Origin of the sequence: Pseudomonas sp. C2B4, assembly GCF_013359695.1 — a bacterium.
Classification (GTDB): domain Bacteria; phylum Pseudomonadota; class Gammaproteobacteria; order Pseudomonadales; family Pseudomonadaceae; genus Aquipseudomonas.
The window spans coordinates 1-19,933 of sequence record NZ_JABFMU010000067.1; the positions used below are offsets into that span (position 1 = coordinate 1).

Here is a 19,933-nt window from a genome sequence, read left to right on the forward strand (position 1 = left end):
CGATGGCGGCGGGCCCACGGAGCAGGACCGGAGCGAGGGCATGCCGAGCCTTAGCGAGGCACCGAACGACAGGGGCAAAAGCGCTTGGTTACTTGGCGCTCTTCCAAGTAACCCGCTGTAAGAGCGGAACCGTAAGTCGCCGTTACCGAAGAAACGGATATGCCCACCACAGGGACCTGTCCAACGTGGCAGCCCAACACGGCGTCGCTCAGAACTTCTCGGGAATACGCCGAAACGGATAATCCGGCTCGCGATACCCACCCGGTTTCTGCCGCTTGGGCAACACCACCTTGTCGCGCGGCACCTCTTTGTAGGGAATGCGGCTGAGCATGTCGGTGATGATGTTCAGGCGCGCACGGCGCTTGTCATTGGAGTCGGCCACCAGCCACGGCCCGTATTCGGTATCGGTCGCGTGGAACATGTCGTCGCGTGCCCGGGAATAGTCATACCAGCGGCTGTACGACTTGAGGTCCATCGGCGAGAGCTTCCAGATCTTGCGCCCGTCCTTGATGCGCCCTTCAAGCCGGCGGGTCTGTTCTTCCGGACTGACTTCCAGCCAGTACTTGAGCAGGATGACACCCGAATCGACGATGGCGCGCTCCAACAGCGGCACGGCCTTGAGGAACTTCTCGACCTGCTCCTTGGTACAAAATCCCATCACGCGCTCGACACCCGCGCGGTTGTACCAGCTGCGGTCGAAGATCACCACTTCGCCGGCCGCCGGCAAGTGCGGCAGGTAGCGCTGCATGTACATCTGGCTCTTCTCGCGATCGGTCGGCGCCGGCAACGCCACGACCCGAAAGACCCGCGGGCTGACCCGTTCGGTCAGCGCCTTGATCGTCCCGCCCTTGCCGGCACCGTCGCGTCCCTCGAAGACGATGCAGACCTTGATGCCCTCTTGCTTGACCCACTCCTGCAACTTGACCAGCTCGATGTGCAACATCCGCAACTGCTCCAGATACTCCTTGTTCTTGAGTTTCGGGGTTTCTGCGGACTGACGCTTGCTGGCGCGTTTTTTTTCTTTTGCCATGATCAACTCCTCACGAAAGACAATGCTGCAGGGCTCCAGGCGCAGGGCGGCGGTCTATCCCCCGAGGGCGATGATTGCGGCGATCAACAGCGCCCCGGTAATCGTCAGCGCTATCGCGCCTTGCCACGGTTTCGCACCGGCGTATCGGGCAAGCATCCAGCCGGCCACGAACAGCACACTGAGTCCGATCAGGTTGGAGAGGCGAACGGCAAGCTGGGTTTGCTCGAGCAACAGGAACGGCACCACGAGCGGGAACGTCGAGGCCACCACCAACAGGAACACGCCCAATGCGCCCTTGAAGTCTTCCCAACCGAGGCGTGGCGACGCCGGCATGGCAGGCGCCTCGATCAGGCGGCGACGCAATAACTCCAGCCCATCGGTGCCGGCCGCTGCCGCCAGGCGCCCCGGCAATGCATCCGCAACCAGCGCCTGTCCGGTCGCCGGGTCCGCGCCGCCGCACAGGTTGGCCAGGAGCGTGCGATTGCGGGTGCGCTCGATCAGGGTCCGCAACAGGTACATCACCGCATCGGCCAGGCCCCAGGCGAGATTGCAGCCCAGGGCCGCCAGCATCATCACCCGCTCCGCTTCCTGATCGGCGGTGACCACGCTGATCGTTCCCGTGAATGTCATCGCCATCAGCAGGCCGAAGATGACCTCGGTAACCCGATCGACTGGATCTAGCACGCGTCCCGGCTTTTGTTCAGCATTGCTTTGCATGTGTCCAACCTTGGCAGATCCAGGCCTGTGTGAAGGTCAGTGGGGGCATTCAGCAAGAGTTGAGTGTAGTTTGAAACGCAATGGCCGCTTCGGTCGCCACCGCTTGTTTTGAACGGCGAGCAACGACGCTCACAGCGACAGCACCCCGCTGTACAAACCATAGGCCGCCAATCCGGCGCCGCTGATGACCACGGTAAAAATCGCCTTTTCCACGGTGGTGAACAACGGCTGGCCCTGCTCGTGTTTGGCTTTGGCGAACAGGATCACACCGGGCGCGTACAGCAACGCCGACAACAGCAGATATTTCACCCCGCCGGCATACAACAGCCAGGTCGCATACACCAGTGCGATACCGCCAATCATCAAGTCCTTGGTGCGCTCGGCGGATGCGTTTTCGTAGGTTTCACCGCGCCCGCTCAACAGCACCGCATACGCCGCTGACCACAGGTACGGCACCAGAATCATCGACGATGCGAGGTAGATCAGGCTGGTGTAGGTACTGGCGGAAAACAGGGTGATCAACAGGAAACCCTGGATCATGACGTTGGTCAGCCACAGCGCATTGACCGGCACATGGTTGGCGTTTTCCCGGGTCAGGAACGCCGGCATGGTCTTGTCCTTCGCGGTGGCGAAGAGAATCTCGGCGCACAGCAGCGCCCAGGACAACAAGGCGCCAAGCAGCGAAATCGCCAGTCCGACACTGATCAACAACGCCCCCCAGGGGCCGACGATGTGTTCCAGCACGGCGGCCAGCGACGGGTTCTGCAGGTTGGCCAATTCCGGCTGGCTCATGATGCCCAGCGACAACACGTTGACCAGCACCAGCAGCGCCAGCACGCCAATGAAACCGATGACCGTTGCCCGGCCGACGTCCGAGCGTTTTTCCGCCCGTGCCGAATAGACACTGGCGCCTTCGATGCCGATGAACACGAACACGGTCACCAGCATCATGTTGCGCACCTGGTCCATCACGCTGCCGAAGTTCGGATTGCTGCTCCCCCAGATGTCGCGGGTGAAGATATCGGCCTTGAAGGCCACGGCGGCGATGACGATAAACATGATCAGCGGCACGACCTTGGCCACCGTGGTCAGTTGATTGATGAACGCTGCCTCCTTGATCCCGCGCATCACCAGGAAATGCACTGCCCACAGCAGGATCGAGGCACAGCCGATGGCAATCGGCGTGTTGCCCTGGCCAAACACCGGAAAGAAGTAACCGAGGGTACTGAACAGCAGGACAAAATAGCCGACGTTGCCCAACCAGGCGCTGATCCAGTAACCCCAGGCCGAGGAAAAGCCCATGTAATCGCCGAAACCCGCCTTGGCGTAGGCATACACACCGGAATTGAGCTCGGGTTTGCGATTGGCCAGGGTCTGGAACACGAACGCCAGGGTCAGCATGCCCACGGCGGTGATGGCCCAGCCGATCAGCACGGCACCGGCATCGGCGCGTTCCGCCATGTTCTGGGGCAAGGAGAAGATCCCCCCGCCGATCATCGACCCTACCACCAGGGCTATCAGGGCACTCAAGCGCAGCTTTTGCGTCGGTTGCGACATTCCTGTGTCTCCCTGCCGGTGCGGCCATCGTCGCGAGACCGTCACATAACTGGATTTAAGCTAAATAGCCTAAGCGTAATAACGTTTACTAACTAATGCTCGATCAATGGCGGATTTTTTATATCTAATCACTCTAAGAGCGTTGGTCTTAAATAGCCAATGCGTTGGCAGGCGTCAAAACCATGAAGATATTCGCTAGAACTTTACAAAACAGAAAAACCAACTAGCGTCTAAACTTCAATGGATCCCAGTTGTTTTTATCTAACGTTGGCCGAGGCCTCTGGAAAGGGCTTCTCCGGCTATGGATATATATCGACAGCATTTCACAAAGCCATTAACTGGCAACGCTTGGTGACCCGGCATTGACCCAAGTCAGGTGTTTGAATAGCGAAGAAAACTAACCTGTTTTCTCACTTTTCCCGCAATGGAGGCACACCATGTCTGATACCCCCGGAAAATTGCGACTCGGTGCACTGGTAGCGTTGGTTGTCGGTTCCATGATCGGTGGCGGGATCTTCTCTTTGCCACAGAACATGGCCGCCAGTGCCGACGTTGGCGCGGTATTGATCGGCTGGGCGATCACGGCCGTGGGCATGCTGACCCTGGCCTTCGTCTTCCAGACCCTGGCCAACCGCAAACCTGACCTGGACGGCGGTGTGTATGCCTACGCCAAGGCGGGCTTCGGCGACTACATGGGCTTCTCGTCCGCGTGGGGTTACTGGATCAGCGCCTGGCTGGGCAACGTCGGCTACTTCGTCCTGTTGTTCAGTACCCTGGGTTACTTTTTTCCGATTTTTGGGGAAGGCAACACGGTGGCCGCCATCATCGGTGCCTCGATCTTGCTCTGGGCGGTGCATTTCCTCGTGCTGCGGGGGATCAAGGAAGCGGCGTTCATCAACCTGGTGACCACGGTCGCCAAGATCGTTCCGCTGCTGCTGTTTGTGTTGATCGCGATTTTCGCCTTCAAACTGGACATCTTCACCGCTGACATCTGGGGCGTGAAAAACCCGGACCTGGGCAGTGTGATGAACCAGGTACGCAAAATGATGCTGGTAACCGTGTGGGTGTTCATCGGTATCGAGGGCGCGAGCATCTTCTCGGCCCGGGCGGAGAAACGCAGCGATGTCGGTAAGGCCACCGTGATCGGTTTCATCACCGTGCTGCTGTTCCTGGTGCTGGTGAACGTGCTGTCGCTGGGGATCATGACCCAACCGGAACTGGCGAAACTGCAGAACCCGTCGATGGCGGCGGTGCTCAAGCATGTGGTGGGCGACTGGGGTGCGATTCTGATCAGCGTCGGCCTGATCATTTCCCTGCTCGGTGCACTGCTGTCGTGGGTCTTGCTGTGTGCGGAAATCATGTTCGCCGCGGCCAAGGACCACACCATGCCGGAGTTCCTGCGCAAGGAGAACACCAACCATGTGCCGGTCAACGCCCTGTGGCTGACCAACGCGATGGTCCAGCTGTTCCTCATCATCACGCTGTTTTCGGCCAGTACCTACCTGTCGCTGATCTACCTCGCCACCTCGATGATCCTGGTTCCCTACCTGTGGTCAGCGGCCTATGCACTGCTATTGGCGGTACGCGGCGAAAGCTATGAAAACGCTGCCTCCGAGCGCAGCAAAGACCTGCTCATCGGCGTTATCGCACTGATTTATGCGATCTGGCTGATCTATGCCGGTGGCGTCAAATACCTGCTGCTGTCCGCCCTGCTCTATGCCCCCGGCGTGATCCTGTTCGCCAAGGCCAAGATGGAACTCAACAAACCGGTTTTCACCAACATCGAGAAGCTGATTTTCGCAGTGGTTGTCGTAGGCGCCGTGGTGGCGGCCTATGGGCTGTATGACGGCTTCCTGACTCTGTAAGACCTGAATAACTTTTCATCTGGAGGAACACTGAAATGACCACGGAAAAAGTTAAGTACGGCGTTCATTCCGAAGCCGGGAAACTGCGCAAAGTCATGGTTTGCTCCCCCGGCCTGGCTCATCAGCGGCTGACCCCGAACAACTGCGACGAATTGCTTTTCGATGATGTGCTGTGGGTTGCCCAGGCCAAGCGCGATCATTTTGATTTCGTCACCAAGATGCGTGAGCGCGGCATCGAAGTACTGGAAATGCATAATCTGCTGACCGACATCGTCGCTAATAAAGAGGCGCTCGACTGGATTCTTTCGCGCAAGATCACCCCCGATACCGTCGGCGTGGGCCTGATCAAGGAAGTGGACTCCTGGCTACGCAGCCTGGAACCTCGCCATATCGCCGAGTTCCTGATTGGCGGCGTCTCGGGCGATGACCTGCCGGACAGCTTCGGCGGCAAAGCCATCCAGATGTTCCGGGACTTCCTCGGCAGCTCCAGCTTCCTGCTGCCGCCGCTGCCCAACACTCAGTTCACCCGCGACACCACCTGCTGGATCTACGGCGGTGTGACGCTCAACCCGATGTACTGGCCGGCGCGCCGTCAGGAAACCCTGCTGACCACCGCCATCTACAAATTCCACCCGCAATTCACCAACGCCGAGTTCGAAATCTGGTACGGCGATCCAGACAAAGATCACGGCCAGTCCACGCTTGAGGGCGGTGACGTCATGCCGATCGGCAACGGCGTGGTTCTGATCGGCATGGGCGAACGCTCGTCACGCCAGGCCATTGGCCAACTGGCGATCAACCTGTTCAAGAACAAGGCCGTGGAGAAAGTGGTCGTTGCCGGCCTGCCCAAGTCCCGTGCGGCCATGCACCTGGACACTGTGTTCAGTTTCTGCGACCGGGATCTGGTGACCATCTTCCCGGAAGTGGTGAACCAGATCGTCGGCTTCACCCTGCGCCCGGACGAAAGCAAACCAGGCGGCATCGACATCCGCCGCGAAGAAGGCCACTTCCTCGACGTCGTGGCCAAGGCCCTCAACCTCAAAGAGCTGCGCGTGGTGCAAACCGGCGGCAACAGCTTCGCCGCCGAACGCGAACAGTGGGACGACGGTAACAACGTGGTGGCCGTGGAACCCGGCGTGGTGATCGGCTATGACCGCAACACCTACACCAACACCCTGCTGCGCAAGGCCGGGGTGGAGGTCATCACCATCAGCGCCGGCGAACTCGGGCGCGGACGCGGCGGCGGCCATTGCATGACCTGCCCGATCATCCGCGATCCGATCGACTACTAACCCGATGTCCCTGGCCGACTCTGCCACCGCAGACTCGGCCAGGGGGACAACCGATACCTTAGGAGATCCAAAATGGCGTTCAATATTCACAACCGCAATCTGCTGAGCCTGGAACACCACACCCCTCGCGAATTGCGCTATCTGCTCGACCTGTCCCGCGACCTCAAGCGCGCCAAGTACACCGGCACCGAACAGCAACACCTCAAGGGCAACAACATCGCGTTGATCTTCGAAAAGACCTCGACCCGTACCCGTTGCGCCTTCGAAGTCGCGGCCTATGACCAGGGGGCCAACGTCACCTACATCGACCCGAACTCCTCGCAGATCGGCCACAAGGAAAGCATGAAAGACACCGCCCGCGTGCTGGGGCGCATGTACGACGCGATCGAATACCGTGGTTTCAAGCAGGAGATCGTCGAGGAACTCGCCAAGTTCGCAGGTGTACCGGTATTCAACGGCCTGACCGACGAATATCACCCGACACAAATGATTGCCGACGTGCTGACCATGCGTGAACACGCCGACAAACCGATCCACGAAATCAGCTACGCCTACCTCGGCGACGCGCGCAACAACATGGGCAACTCGCTGTTGCTGATCGGCGCCAAGCTGGGCATGGACGTGCGCATCTGCGCGCCGAAAGCCCTGTGGCCGGCGGATGATCTGGTGGCTCGCTGCAAAAAATACGGTGAAGAAAGCGGTGCCCGCATCACCCTGACCGAAGACCCGAAAGCCGCGGTCAAGGGCGTGGACTTCATCCACACCGACGTGTGGGTTTCGATGGGCGAACCGGTTGAAGCCTGGGCCGAACGCATCCAGCAATTGCTGCCGTATCAGGTCAATGCCGAACTGATGAAAGCCAGCGGCAACCCGCGCACCAAGTTCATGCACTGCTTGCCGGCGTTCCACAACAGCGACACCAAGGTCGGCAAGCAGATCGCCGAGCAGTACCCACACTTGAAGAACGGTATCGAAGTGACCGATGACGTGTTCGAGTCGCCGGCCTGCATTGCCTTCGAGCAAGCGGAAAACCGCATGCACACTATCAAGGCGATCCTGGTGTCGACCCTGGCTGACCTTTAACGGCTCACCCGGCTTGCTCTTTGTGGGAGCGGGCCTGCTCGCGAAGGCGGCGGATCATCAGCCTCGATGTTGACTGACGCACCGCTTTCGCGAGCAGGCTCGCTCCCACAGGAGACCGGGTTGCCCGCTATTACTTAGAAGGACTGCATTATGCGTATCGTCGTTGCTCTGGGCGGTAACGCCCTGCTCCGCCGGGGTGAACCCATGACGGCGGAAAACCAGCGCGCCAATATCCGGATCGCCACCGAGCAGATCGCCAAGATCCATCCTGGCAACCAACTGGTGATCGCCCACGGTAATGGTCCGCAAGTCGGCCTGCTGTCGCTGCAAGCGGCCGCCTACACCTCCGTTTCCCCTTACCCGCTGGACGTGCTCGGTGCGGAAACCGAAGGCATGATCGGCTACATCATCGAACAGGAACTGGGCAATCTGCTGGCCTTCGAAGTGCCTTTCGCCACGCTGCTGACCCAGGTCGAAGTGGACGCCAATGACCCGGCGTTCCAGAACCCCACCAAACCCATCGGCCCGGTGTACTCCAAGGCCGAAGCCGAAAAACTCGCCGCTGAAAAAGGCTGGGCGATTGCCCCGGACGGCGATAAATACCGCCGTGTGGTGGCCAGCCCCAAACCCAAGCGCATTTTCGAGATCCGCCCGATCAAGTGGTTGCTGGAAAAAAGCAGCATCGTGATTTGCGCCGGCGGTGGCGGCATTCCGACCATGTATACCTCCCCCGGCAAACTTGAAGGCGTGGAAGCGGTTATCGACAAGGACCTGTGCTCGGCGCTGCTGGCCGAACAACTGGAAAGCGATTTGCTGGTGATCGCCACCGACGTCAGCGCCGCGTTCATCGATTACGGCAAACCGACCCAGAAAGCCATTGCCCAGGCCCACCCCGACGAAATGGAGAAACTCGGCTTCGCCGCCGGTTCCATGGGGCCCAAGGTCCAGGCCGCCTGCGAGTTTGCCCGCAACACCGGGAAAGTCGCGGTGATCGGCTCGCTCTCGGACATCGAAGCGATTGTCCAGGGCAAGGCCGGCACCCGCATCAGCACGGAGAAGCCTGGCATCAGCTACGTTTAAAAAAGCCACGCATAATTAGAAACTCCCGGGGCAGATCCAGGGTCTGCCCTTCTCCAATGCCTTCGAAGGAGAAACGACAATGGCTACGTTCGAGCCCGGTCATCTGCACATCGAGCGCCATGCGCTGAACAAGGACGATGTCAGCTACAACATCCATCTAGACTACGAGGTCGTGCAGGATCCCAAGGAAGGCAAAGGGATGCTGTTCAAGATGCACGGAACGATCCAGGGCAAGGAGGTCGACGACCCCTTCTTCCTGCCCAAGGATCAGGCCTACAACTTTGCCAGCAACGTGACGAAAATCGCAGAGAAATACGGGATTCCCAAGGCACTGAGCAGCATCGGCTCGATACACAAGTACTACGACGCGATGTTCGAGGATGTGCGGGTGCAGCTGAACATGAAGTCCGGCGACCCGGTCAAACCCGAGCACCTGGAATAACCCACTCCCCCTGTGGGAGCGAGCCTGCTCGCGAAAACGGTGCGCCAGTCAACATCGAGGTTGAATGATCCGCCGCCTTCGCGAGCAGGCTCGCTCCCACAGACTCATCGTGGCCTCAAGCGTCAGCAAATCCCATACTGCTCACGAATGAGCTTCTTGTTGATTTTCCCGACACTGGTCTTGGGAATGTCAGCCACCACCCGGATCCGTCTCGGGATCGCCCACTTGTTGATCCGGCCACTCTCGACATACTGAAGCAGATGAGCTTCCAGTTGCTGCACGGTCACTTCATCTCCCGGCACGCAAACAACCAAAGCCACGGGCCGCTCACCCCACTGCGCATCAGGAATGCCAACGACCGCAACAGACGTGACGGCGGGATGCTCGCTGATCAGGCTTTCCAGTTCCAGCGAGCTGATCCACTCCCCGCCTGTCTTGATCACGTCCTTGATCCGGTCCTTGATCTCCACCACACCCAGCGCATCGATCGACGCGATGTCGCCGGTATGCATCCAGCCGTTTTCCCAGAGTTGTGCGCCTTGCTCGGGCGCCTTCAAGTAGCCCTGGGTCAACCATGGCGCGCGGACCACGATCTCGCCCAACGCTTCGCCGTCCTGAACCACTTCGTTGCCACCGGCATCGATGATCCTCAAGTCCACCATGGGCACGGCCACTCCGGTCTTGATGCGCGCGTCCACCTGCGAGTGCGCCGGCTGATCAAGTTCGGCACCGCTCAAGTGCGTCAGGCACAGCAGCGGACAGGTTTCGGACATCCCGTAGCCACTGTAGACATGCATGCCCCGTTCCGTCGCCAGCGCGGCCAGACCGTGGGTCAAGGCACTGCCGCCCAACAGCATTTTCCAGCCCCTGAAGTCCGTCTGGGTGGCTTCATCGCAGCCCAGGATCATTTGCAGAATCGTCGGCACGCAATGGGAAAAGCTCACCTTTTCTTCGCGGTACAACCTGACCAGGGTGTTGGGTTCATAACGACCGGGGTACACCTGCTTGATGCCCATCAGGGTCGCGACATATGGCACGCCCCAGGCGTGCACGTGAAACATCGGCGTGATGGGCATGTACACATCGTCTGAGCGCAACAGCGGCCGACCCTGATACACACCGAGGGTGCCCACGGCATTGAGGGTATGCAGCACCAACTGGCGATGGGTGAAGTAGACACCCTTCGGGTCGCCGGTCGTTCCCGTAGTGTAGAACAGGGTGGCGACTGACTGCTCGTCGAAGTCCGGGAAGTCGAAATGCGGTTCGGCGCTGGCCAGCAGGCATTCGTATTCACCCAGCACCGGGAGCGCGGTCGAGGGTGCTTCGCCGTCACTGAGCTGGATGTAGCCTTTGACGGTGGTCAGCTGATCATGGATCTGCTCGACCAGGGGCAGGAAATCGTCGTGCACCAGCACCAGGTCATCCTCGGCGTGGTTCATGGTGTAGAGCACCTGCTCCGCCGACAGACGAATATTCACCGTGTGCAGCACCGCGCCAATCATCGGCACGGCAAAAAAGCATTCCAGGTAACGGTGGCTGTCCCAGTCCAGCAGCGCCACGGTATCACCGGCCTTGACCCCGGCTTTCGTCAGTGCGTCGGCCAGGCGTTTTATGCGCTCGTTGAGTGTCCGGTAGTTGTAGCGCAGCTTGTCGGCGTAAACGATTTCCTGATCAGGGCAATAGCGCCCGCCCGAGAGCAACAGGCTTTTGATCAACAAAGGATAGGTGTAGGCATCTTGCGCGGGCGCAATTATTTTTGTAGTCACCACAGTGAACTCTTCCTGATGCTGTTAATTGTCAGAACTGCGTTGCGTCGCCCACTTGTGGGAGCGAGCCTGCTCGCGAAAGCGCCGGATCAGTCAACATTGAGGTCAGCTGATCGATTGCATTCGCGAGCAGGCTCGCTCCCACAGAAGTTCGTCACATGGACAGTTGCTCGTCAGAACTGCGATTCGTCGAGCAGGAACAGCGACTCGCTGCCGGCCTTCACCGACGCACTCAACGAATGAATGCGCGGCAACAGGCGGGCGAAGTAGAACCGTGCCGTACCCAGTTTGCTGGCGTAGAAATCGTCCTGCGCTTCCTTGCCCAACGCGGCCTTGGCCATCAACGCCCACATGTAGGCGTAAGCCGTGTAGCCGAAAGCCTGCAAGTACTCCACCGAAGCGGCGCCGATCTCTTGCGGGTTGGCTTGGCAGCGATCCAGTACCCACGCGGTCAGTTCGTCGAGGTTATCCAGCGCCGCCTCGAGCGGTTTGATGAATTCGGCCAGCGCCGTGTCCGCCGTGGCGGTGAAATGACGAATCTCGTCGGCAAACAGCCTGTAGGCTGTCCCGCCGTTACCCACGATCTTGCGCCCCACCAGGTCCAGTGCCTGAATGCCGTTGGTGCCTTCGTAGATCTGGGTGATGCGCACGTCGCGCACCAGTTGCTCCTGGCCCCATTCGCGGATGTAGCCATGGCCGCCGAACACCTGCTGGCCGTGGACCGTGGTTTCCAGGCCGAGATCGGTCAGGAACGCCTTGGCCACCGGGGTCAGCAGCGCCACCAGCTCCTCCGCGCGTTTGCGGGTGGCGACGTCTTCGCTGAACTTGGCAGTGTCCAGTTGCAGCGCTACGTAGGTCGAGAACGCACGACCGCCTTCGTTCGAGGCTTTCATGGTCAGCAACATGCGACGCACGTCCGGATGGACGATGATCGGGTCAGCCACTTTGTCCTTGTTCTGCGCACCGGTCGGCGAACGGCTTTGCAGGCGGTCACGGGCATATTCCACGGCGTTCTGATAAGAGCGTTCGGCCGTGGCCAGGCCTTGAATACCAACGCCCAGGCGCTCGTAGTTCATCATGGTGAACATCGCCGCCAGGCCTTTGTTCGGCTCGCCGACGAGATAACCCACGGCGTCGTCGAAGTTCATCACGCACGTGGCCGATGCCTTGATGCCCATCTTGTGCTCGATCGAACCGCAGTTGGCCGGGTTGCGCGCGCCCAGGCTGCCATCGGCATTGACCATGAACTTCGGCACCAGGAACAGCGAAATGCCTTTTGGCCCTGCCGGGGCGTCCGGCAACTTGGCCAGCACCAGGTGAATGATGTTTTCGGCCAGGTCGTGCTCGCCAGCGGTGATGAAGATCTTGGTGCCGCTGACCTTGTAGGAACCGTCGGCCTGAGGCTCGGCCTTGGTACGGATAATCCCCAGGTCGGTGCCGGCGTGGGGCTCGGTCAGGCACATGGAACCGGTCCAGGTGCCGGCGTACATGTTCGGCAGGTAAGCCGCTTTCAGTTCTTCACTGGCGTGAGCATTAAGCGCAAGGCAGGCACCGGCGGTCAGCATCGGGTACAGGCCGAACGACAGGTTGGCGCCGTTCACCATCTCTTCGACCTGGGCGCCGATGACCTTGGGCATGCCCATGCCGCCGTACGCCGGGTCACCGCCCACGCCGGCCCAGCCACCCTCGGCAAAGGCACGGTAGGCATCGGCAAAGCCCTCTGGCGTGGTGACTTCACCGTCGCGCCACGAACAACCTTGCTCGTCGCCACTGCGATTGAGCGGTGCAATCAGTTCGGCAGTGATCTTGCCGGCCTCTTCGAGGATCGCGTTGGCGGTGTCTTGATCCACCACCTCGGCCAGCGCCGGCATGGCGGCCCATAGCGTGGAAACGTTGAAGACTTCGTTGAGTACGAACCGAATGTCGCGCAGGGGCGCTTTGTAATCAGACATGTTTGAAAGACTCAGGCAATGTCAGGGCATCGACGATGCCCTGGTCAATGGAAGTGCCACCCTCAGGAGTGGACGCCAACAAGCTCCGCCGAACGTTCGGTGGACTTTGATGGAATTGGAGTGACGTTTCGCAGCAGGAAAAAGGACAGTGCCGGAATCAGGATCAGTGCACCGAGCATGTTCCACAGGAACATGAAGGTCAGCAGGATGCCCATGTCAGCCTGGAACTTGATCGGCGACCAGGCCCAGCACACCACACCCGCCGCCAGGGTGATGCCCACCAGCCCCACCACCCGGCCGGTGAACGACACCGCGTTGCGGTAAGCCTGCGCCAATGGCATGCCCTGGCGCTGGTACTGCAACTGCACACTGAGCAAGTACAGCGCGTAGTCCACGCCGATCCCGACCCCGAGGGCGATCACCGGCAGCGTGGCCACTTTCACACCAATGCCCATGACCACCATCAACGCCTCGCAGAGGATCGACGTCAGTACCAAAGGCAGCAGCGCCACCAGCGTGGCGCGCCAGCTGCGGAAGGTGATCAGGCAGAACAGCGTTACTGCGGCGTACACGTAGAGGAGCATGGTGTGGTTGGCTTCACGCACCACGATGTTGGTCGCCGCTTCAATGCCTGCGCTGCCGGCGGCCAGCAGGAACTGACGATCCGCGGTGCTGTTTTCCTTGGCGAACTGGTCGGCGATGGCCACCACCGCGTCCAGGGTTTGCGCCTTGTGGTCCTTGAGGAAGGCGATCACCGGCATCAGCGAACAGTCGGTGTTGAACAGTTCCGGAGCGTTGACCGAGGCCTGTTGCGCGGCATAGTTCAAGACGTTCTGGTTGCGCTGGATGCTGTTGAGCTTGGGGTTGCCCTCGAAGGTGCCGGCGGTGATCTGGCGCACCGCGTTGACCAGCGATGAGGTGGCCTGCACGCCGGGTTGTTGTTGCAGTTCCCAGGCCAGGCGGTCAGCCAGCGTCAGCGTCTGATAATTCAGGCAGCCTTCCGGCGCGGTCTTGATCATCACCGCGAACAGATCGCTGGACAGCGCATAGTGGCTGGTGATGTAGGCGTTGTCGCGGTTGTAGCGTGAGTCGGCACGCAACTCCGGCGCGCCACTGTCGAGGTCGCCGATCTGCAGCTGCAGGCTGACCATGAAACCGGCGATGCCCAGCACCAGCGCGACCAGGACTGTGCCCGTGGCCCACTTGGGCGTGGTGAAGCGGTCAAGCATGTCCCACAGTTTGCCAAAGCCCCGATGCTCGGCGGCCCGGGTGTCGATCTTCAACGCGCGGGCAGCGGCCTTGCTGCCGACACCGATGTACGACAGTGCGACAGGCATCAGCAACAGCGAAGTAAAAATCAGCACCGCCACGCCGATACTCGCGGTGATGGCCAGGTCCTGGATCACCGGAATGTCGATCAGCATCAACACCGCGAAACCGACGGCATCGGCGAGCAGCGCGGTGACGCCGGCGATGAACAGACGGCGGAAGGTGTAGCGCGCGGCCACCAGCTTATGGGTGCCCCGGGCGATGTCCTGCATGATGCCGTTCATCTTCTGCGCGGCATGGGACACGCCAATGGCGAAAATCAGGAACGGCACCAGCACCGAGTAAGGGTCGATGGCGTAACCCAGCCAGGCGACGATGCCCAACTGCCAGATCACCGCGATCAGCGAGCAACCGACCACCAACAGGGTGCTGCGCACGCAACGGGTGTAGGCGTAAATAATGATGAGCGACGTGATGATCGCCAGGCCAAAGAACATCATCACCTGAATCAAACCATCGATCAGATCGCCCATCAGCTTGGCGAAGCCGATCACCCGGACCTTGTAGTGCCCCTTGCCCTCCTCCCCGGCCTTGTGCTCGGCGCCGGCGAACTCGATCTTGTCGCGCAGGCGCTCTTCGAGCATCCGCGAAAACTTGTGATAATCGATGCCATGGCCGGTGGCCGAGGCCTTGTCCAGCAATGGCACGATCAGCATGGTTGACTTGAAGTCGCTGGCCACCAGACTGCCGACAATGCCGGCGCGGTTGATGTTCTGACGCAATTGCTCGATGTCTTTAGGGGTACCCTGATAGGCATCCGGCATCACCGGGCCGCCCTGGAAGCCCTCTTCAGTGGCTTCGGTCCAGCGTACCGCCGGACTCCACAGCGACTTCATCCAGGCGCGGTCCACACCCTCGGCGAGGAACAACTCATCGTTGACCTGCTTGAGCACGTTCAAGTACTCGGGGTCGAAGATGTCGCCCTGAGTGTTCTCCACCACTACCCGCACCGAGCTTCCCAGGCCGCGCAACGACTGGCGGTTCTCCAGGAAATTCTGAATGTACGGCTGACTCTGCGGGATCATTTTCTCGAAGCTTGGGCGCAACTCCAGGCGGGTTGCCATCATGTAGCCCAGTAAGAGTGTGATCACCGCCATCAGCAGCATGAACAGCGGACGGTAGTTGAACACCCAGCGTTCCAGGCGATTGCCGGAACGGTGATCGAAGTCGCGCAAGTCGCCAATCACCGGCATGGTGTCTTGCTGAATATTGCCCATAGGAGGGTACCCGCTCTGATTTTTATCGGTTCTTATTCTTTGGAAAGCGACCGCGCACCACGACTGCCCACCACGATCAGCGACCCATCGGCGGCCTGCACGGCACCGGCCACGGGTGACTGGTTTTTCTGGGCGATCAGTTGCAGTCGAGTCTCGGGAGACTGACTGAGCAACTCATGCCCGGCCTGGGTGAATAACCGGAAATGACCGTCATCGCCCAGCGTTGCAGCGGTGATGCTGACTTGCAGGCCCGTGTCGAGGAATGTCCAGTTGGCCCCACCATCGGTGCTGCGCAACACATGCCCACGCAAGCCGTAGACCAGCACTTCGCCAGGCTTGCCGATCACGCCGAAAAAACTGCCCTGATAGGGGGTCTGCAAGGCCATGAAGCGTTGCCCGGCGTCATCCCATTTCATCAGCAGGCCCTGCTCGCCGGCGATGTAGAGCCCATCGCCCGTGGAGGCAATGGCGTTGAGATGAAAGCTTTGTGGGTTGTCGGTGCGGTCCTGGAACGACGTCCAGTGCTGACCACCGTCTTCGGTGCGCAGGATCAGGTTGAAGACCCCCACCGCGTAGCCGAGTTGGTCGTTGGCGAACCAGACATCCAGCAGAGGCTTGTCGGCGCCCTCTTCCACCAGGCGCTGACCTTCGGCGACCAACAGCGGCCATTGCTCGTTGGCCGGCTCGGCCTGTGCCAACGCCGTGTAATGCTTGACCAGCAAGTCACCGATCTGGCGTCCATCGAGTTGTTTGACCCAAGTTTCGCCACCATCGCTGCTGTGCAACACCACACCATCGCCGCCGACCGCCCAGCCCTTCATCGGCGAGGGGAAATACACGGCATTGAGGTCGGCACTGACCGGTACGGCAGCCTGCCGCCATTGCTGGCCGGCGTCATCGGAATAAAGGATGTGACCACGCTGACCCACGGCAACCAGTCGGTCTCCGGCACGGGCCGTGTCCAGCAAAGGGCTGCGCACGGCCAGGGCACTGGGCCTGGCGGGCAGATCAAGCACATCGACGTAGGCGGCAGCCTGAGCGAATCCTTGCGACAGAGCCAGCGCGGCGCCCAGTAGCAGCGGCACGCACTTCTTGAACGAAACCATACGGCGTCCTCATGAGAAAACGGCGCCGGGTGCCCGCAACGGGCGACCCGGCGTTGAAACCCGATGCTTAGCGGATACCGGCGCCCGCCAGGGACTCCGGCGACCACTGCGCCTTGGACAGCGAGTCGATGTAGCGGATGCCACCGTAAGGACCGACCACACCGTTGATGTTGTAGGAGCCGCCGACCAGGTCGTAGATCATGAAGGGCGTCGAATCCGGCACTTGCTTGTCGTAGCTCTGGCTCAGGAAGGCGAAGGAACCACGGTAGAGCTGGCCACGGGCGTCGTACTGGTCGGACGCCAGAGCGGCCCAGCTGTCTTCATCCAGGTAGAAGCGACGTTTCTGGTAGACGTGACGGGCGCCGGCCTTGAGGTTGCCTTCCACTACCCAGACGCGGTGTTTCTCCCAGCGCACGAAGTCCGGTGCGATGTGGTTGGCGGTGGTAATGCTTTTCGGGTCCTGGACGTAGGTCAGTTTGTAGGTGTTGTACGGCACGATCATTTCCTGCTTGCCGACCAGTTTCCAGTCGTAGCGATCCAGTGCGCCGTTGAACACGAACACGTCGTCGTAGGTGCCGGCGCCCGCAGTACCCGGGTTCGGCGTGTCGTAGGCCAGGTTCGGTGCCAGTTTGACCCGACGCTGACCCGGCAGGTATTGCCAGGCGCGGCGTGGCTGTTCCAGGGGGTTGGCGGCGTCCTTGAGCATGATCGACTCACCGGCCCGGCGCGCAGGCCCGGTGTAATACAGCTTCATCTGGTAGTAGACGTCGGAGCTGGTGATCGGCTGCGACATGTTTTCGTAGATCGGATAGGTGATGAACGCCTGGCCGGTGGTGGCAAGGCTCGGCACACCTGCCGAGTCGACGTTCCACGAGTCGTACTTGGAGTTGATGTTGACGCCCTGGTAACGCAGCAGGAAGTTCCACATCGCTTCACTGCCCGATTGCGGAATCGGGAACGGTACGCCTGGCAGGACGTTGTCGATGGCCAGGCCGCCTTCCAGGGACTTGGCGCCGGTGGCGTTTTTCACGCTGTTATCCAGCACCGCTTGTGGCAATGCCACGGTGCGGTGGGTCGGGTAGACATCGACACGGAATGTCGGGAAACGCTTGGCCAGCTCGACCGTGGTAGCCGAGAGCAGGCCTTTGTACTGGTCGACGTTCTTGCCATCGATCACCAGCAGCGGTTTTTCGCTGGCAAACGGATCCGGACGCATGCTGTCGCCGGCCTTGAAACTGGCCGGGGCCGTGGTCAGGCCACCGGCATAAGCCGGGATGGAGCCATCGGTGCTGGCGGCTTTTTCAGCACCCACCAGGGTCAGGCTGCTGCCGAGCTTGCCGGCCTCTTGAGTCGATACGGCTGCGTGAACTTGAGCAGCCATGGCCATGGCCAGGGACGCGGCCAACAAGGATTTGACGAATTTCATGGTTTTCTAACTCCTGCTTATTGACTAAGCATTGGGTGAATCAAAAGGTGGTTTTCAGCGTCAGGTACAGCGCACCACGGTCTTCTGTGGTCGCACCGCCGCCCGAGAAGGCTGAATAGCCACCGGCGTAGCACGCATAGTTTTCGTTACCGCTGAAGGCGTTCGGCGTGGAGCCGTCGCCACTGCCGGCGTTTGCCGCGCCGGTGCTGTTACCGCTGACGTTGCACTTGTCAGCTTTACCGAAGGCGTCGACGTACTTGAGGTCGACGAAGTACTTGTTGTAAACGACGGCACCGACGCCGACCGCATAGTTGCCGGTGTCCTTGGCGCCGCCACCGGAGACCGGTGACACACCGTCGAGGCCGACGTTGACCGACATCGGCAGGTTCATGTCCACGCCCGGGAACACCTGGTACCAGGTCGGGGTGAAGTTGACCGCGATGCCCCAGTTGTCACGGGTCGGCGCGTCGATGCCGCGATAGCTGTCCTTGCCCTTGTAGAGCGCCTCGTTTTTGCTATCGAGCTTGAGCAGGTTGCTGTAGTACAGCTCGGTGAGCAGCACGGCCGAGTCGAACACCGGCGTCTTGGGCAGCGTCATCAGGCCGTTGATGGTCCAGTGCAGGGTGTCACCGGTGGCGCTCATGCTGTCGCCATCGTGCGGGGTGTCATAGATCACGCCGGTGGCTGCAGTACGTGGCGGCAACAGGCCAAGCCCTTGACCGAGACCCAGCGGACTGGTGGTGCTGACGATGGCCGGGATACTGGCCAGCGGCATGTTGTGGCGGATGTTCAGGTCACTGCCGACGCTGACGCCACCGACATCCTTGGACAGGCTGAAGCCGAAGATGTCGATCTTGTCGGAATAAGCCAGTTGGTAGGTGGCGGTGCTCAACGAGTTCAGGGTGTTAATCACGGCCGGCCCCTGGCCTGCAGGTCGCGTGCCGTTGGCGTTGGCAGAGCTCAAGCCGCGAGCATCCAGCCAGGCTTGAGGCAGGATATCCGAGGTCTGGCGGTAGTAAACGCCGAGGGTGCCGTCCAGCCAGGCTGGCGACCACTTGGCCATGACACCCCAGTCACCGTGATGATCCGGTTCCAGGTCATTGCCGCGACGCACGTTGGTCAATGCGTTGCAGGGTGCCAGGCCGCAACCGAGCGGGGGTGCGGTGAAGGAGTTGGTGTTGCCCAGCAGGAACGACTGTGCGCCGAAGCCCACGAGGTCGGAACCGCCGTAGTAAGTGCCAGCCTCAGGCAGGCGCGCCGCATCCCAATCCAGGAAGTACTGGGCGCCAATGGTCAGCTCCGGATTGAGGGTGAACGACATCGACACCTGGTTACGCGGCACGAACAGTTCCTTGGCCTCGGTACCCGGCGACGCGGCCAACTTGGCCAGGTCCAGGCCGGACTGGCCGTAGCTCATCGAATGCACCGGGTTGAGGATGGTTTCACCCCAGAACACGTTGTGCTGGCCGGCCTTGATGCTGAACATCGACTCTTCGCCGACTTCGGTGCTGTAGAACACGAAGGCATCGAGAATTTCGCCGGACGGACCGGTGTAGTAGCGCTGGGCGTAGTTGCTCAGATGAGGACTGCCGAAACCGACATTGTCATTGGTCACGCCCGCCAGACGCGGGTCGTTGTCGACCAGGCCCGAGGTACCTTTATTACCGTTGACGAACGGGTTGGAGTTGGAGCCGGTGTTTTCATAGGCCTTGTCGTACCAGCTCGCGGCGCTGACACGGAAACCCATGTTCTGCTTGTAGACCACATCCATCTCGGTCAACAGGTCGACCCGGTTGGTGATGTTGGTCCCGGACTTGCGGAAGTTGTAGTCGCCGTCGTTGTTGTTCGGCGTGCCGAGCATGCGCTTGTCGGCGCTTTCGGTGCGTACGCCGTAGTTGTACTTCACGGTATTGTCGAAGCGCACGCTCCAGTCGGGATTGCCGGTGTCCAGCTCCATGGCGTGAGCAGCCGGCATCGATGCCGCCAGGATCGCCAGGGCCAGCAGACTGCGACGCGAAGGAAGTGTGTAACCGTGACTCTTATTGTTGTGCATTGCGTTGGCTCCGCATTT

14 protein-coding genes are annotated in these 19,933 nt (G+C 60.5%); 5 read left to right on the forward strand and 9 right to left on the reverse strand.

Annotation, left to right across the window (positions count from 1 at the left end; translation table 11 throughout):
* Positions 1–208: 208 nt before the first annotated feature.
* The 3 genes from ppk2 to arcD (HNQ83_RS27080) form a co-directional block, all read right to left on the reverse strand.
* Complete coding sequence (ppk2, locus tag HNQ83_RS27070) at positions 209–1,030, reverse strand: polyphosphate kinase 2 (protein ID WP_175391916.1); 822 nt, start codon at positions 1,028–1,030, stop codon at positions 209–211.
* 54 nt (positions 1,031–1,084) lie between these two features.
* On the reverse strand, positions 1,085–1,747 hold the full coding sequence (locus HNQ83_RS27075; RefSeq protein ID WP_175391917.1) for a hypothetical protein: 663 nt from the start codon (positions 1,745–1,747) through the stop codon (positions 1,085–1,087).
* A gap of 129 nt (positions 1,748–1,876) precedes the next feature.
* Positions 1,877–3,304: an arginine-ornithine antiporter gene (arcD, locus tag HNQ83_RS27080; RefSeq protein WP_175391918.1), complete on the reverse strand. Its 1,428-nt coding sequence runs from the start codon at positions 3,302–3,304 to the stop codon at positions 1,877–1,879.
* A gap of 437 nt (positions 3,305–3,741) precedes the next feature.
* Here arcD (HNQ83_RS27080) and arcD (HNQ83_RS27085) point away from each other — a divergent pair, with 437 nt between their 5' ends.
* The 5 genes from arcD (HNQ83_RS27085) to HNQ83_RS27105 all read left to right on the forward strand — a co-directional run bounded on the left by arcD (HNQ83_RS27085) (position 3,742) and on the right by HNQ83_RS27105 (position 9,066).
* A complete protein-coding gene (gene arcD / locus HNQ83_RS27085; protein ID WP_175391919.1) occupies positions 3,742–5,169 on the forward strand; it encodes an arginine-ornithine antiporter in 1,428 nt (475 codons plus the stop codon).
* Between the two features lie 35 nt (positions 5,170–5,204).
* Positions 5,205–6,461 carry an arginine deiminase gene (gene arcA / locus HNQ83_RS27090; RefSeq protein ID WP_175391920.1) on the forward strand — a complete coding sequence of 419 codons (1,257 nt, stop codon included), beginning with the start codon at positions 5,205–5,207 and terminating at the stop codon, positions 6,459–6,461.
* Positions 6,462–6,533: 72 nt separating this feature from the next.
* Positions 6,534–7,544 carry an ornithine carbamoyltransferase gene (locus tag HNQ83_RS27095; RefSeq protein WP_008057963.1) on the forward strand — a complete coding sequence of 337 codons (1,011 nt, stop codon included), beginning with the start codon at positions 6,534–6,536 and terminating at the stop codon, positions 7,542–7,544.
* Positions 7,545–7,694: 150 nt separating this feature from the next.
* Entirely contained in the window at positions 7,695–8,624 is a 930-nt protein-coding gene (arcC, locus tag HNQ83_RS27100) for a carbamate kinase (RefSeq protein ID WP_175391921.1), read from the forward strand.
* Positions 8,625–8,703: 79 nt separating this feature from the next.
* Entirely contained in the window at positions 8,704–9,066 is a 363-nt protein-coding gene (locus HNQ83_RS27105) for a DUF5064 family protein (protein ID WP_175391922.1), read from the forward strand.
* Between the two features lie 122 nt (positions 9,067–9,188).
* Here the strand turns inward: HNQ83_RS27105 and HNQ83_RS27110 are convergent, their stop codons facing one another.
* The 6 genes from HNQ83_RS27110 to HNQ83_RS27135 all read right to left on the reverse strand — a co-directional run bounded on the left by HNQ83_RS27110 (position 9,189) and on the right by HNQ83_RS27135 (position 19,915).
* Positions 9,189–10,835, reverse strand: coding sequence for a long-chain-fatty-acid--CoA ligase (locus HNQ83_RS27110; RefSeq protein ID WP_175391923.1), 1,647 nt, complete (start codon positions 10,833–10,835; stop codon positions 9,189–9,191).
* A 170-nt stretch (positions 10,836–11,005) separates the two neighbouring features.
* Positions 11,006–12,784 carry an acyl-CoA dehydrogenase C-terminal domain-containing protein gene (locus tag HNQ83_RS27115; protein ID WP_175391924.1) on the reverse strand — a complete coding sequence of 593 codons (1,779 nt, stop codon included), beginning with the start codon at positions 12,782–12,784 and terminating at the stop codon, positions 11,006–11,008.
* 62 nt (positions 12,785–12,846) lie between these two features.
* On the reverse strand, positions 12,847–15,330 hold the full coding sequence (locus tag HNQ83_RS27120; protein ID WP_175391925.1) for an RND family transporter: 2,484 nt from the start codon (positions 15,328–15,330) through the stop codon (positions 12,847–12,849).
* Between the two features lie 32 nt (positions 15,331–15,362).
* Positions 15,363–16,436 carry a YCF48-related protein gene (locus tag HNQ83_RS27125; protein WP_175391926.1) on the reverse strand — a complete coding sequence of 358 codons (1,074 nt, stop codon included), beginning with the start codon at positions 16,434–16,436 and terminating at the stop codon, positions 15,363–15,365.
* Between the two features lie 67 nt (positions 16,437–16,503).
* Positions 16,504–17,862 (reverse strand): DUF1329 domain-containing protein, encoded by a 1,359-nt coding sequence (locus HNQ83_RS27130; RefSeq protein WP_175391927.1) that lies wholly within the window; start codon positions 17,860–17,862, stop codon positions 16,504–16,506.
* 40 nt (positions 17,863–17,902) lie between these two features.
* Positions 17,903–19,915 (reverse strand): DUF1302 domain-containing protein, encoded by a 2,013-nt coding sequence (locus tag HNQ83_RS27135; protein ID WP_175391928.1) that lies wholly within the window; start codon positions 19,913–19,915, stop codon positions 17,903–17,905.
* Positions 19,916–19,933 lie beyond the last annotated feature (18 nt).

Excerpts from the sequence above, each read along its gene's own strand:
- ppk2 (WP_175391916.1), bottom strand. The coding sequence starts at position 1,030 with ATGGCAAAAGAAAAAAAACGCGCCAGCAAGCGTCAGTCCGCAGAAACC.
- HNQ83_RS27075 (WP_175391917.1), bottom strand. The coding sequence starts at position 1,747 with ATGCAAAGCAATGCTGAACAAAAGCCGGGACGCGTGCTAGATCCAGTC.
- arcD (WP_175391918.1), bottom strand. The coding sequence starts at position 3,304 with ATGTCGCAACCGACGCAAAAGCTGCGCTTGAGTGCCCTGATAGCCCTG.
- arcD (WP_175391919.1), top strand. The coding sequence starts at position 3,742 with ATGTCTGATACCCCCGGAAAATTGCGACTCGGTGCACTGGTAGCGTTG.
- arcA (WP_175391920.1), top strand. The coding sequence starts at position 5,205 with ATGACCACGGAAAAAGTTAAGTACGGCGTTCATTCCGAAGCCGGGAAA.
- HNQ83_RS27095 (WP_008057963.1), top strand. The coding sequence starts at position 6,534 with ATGGCGTTCAATATTCACAACCGCAATCTGCTGAGCCTGGAACACCAC.
- arcC (WP_175391921.1), top strand. The coding sequence starts at position 7,695 with ATGCGTATCGTCGTTGCTCTGGGCGGTAACGCCCTGCTCCGCCGGGGT.
- HNQ83_RS27105 (WP_175391922.1), top strand. The coding sequence starts at position 8,704 with ATGGCTACGTTCGAGCCCGGTCATCTGCACATCGAGCGCCATGCGCTG.
- HNQ83_RS27115 (WP_175391924.1), bottom strand. The coding sequence starts at position 12,784 with ATGTCTGATTACAAAGCGCCCCTGCGCGACATTCGGTTCGTACTCAAC.
- HNQ83_RS27120 (WP_175391925.1), bottom strand. The coding sequence starts at position 15,330 with ATGGGCAATATTCAGCAAGACACCATGCCGGTGATTGGCGACTTGCGC.
- HNQ83_RS27125 (WP_175391926.1), bottom strand. The coding sequence starts at position 16,436 with ATGGTTTCGTTCAAGAAGTGCGTGCCGCTGCTACTGGGCGCCGCGCTG.
- HNQ83_RS27130 (WP_175391927.1), bottom strand. The coding sequence starts at position 17,862 with ATGAAATTCGTCAAATCCTTGTTGGCCGCGTCCCTGGCCATGGCCATG.
- HNQ83_RS27135 (WP_175391928.1), bottom strand. The coding sequence starts at position 19,915 with ATGCACAACAATAAGAGTCACGGTTACACACTTCCTTCGCGTCGCAGT.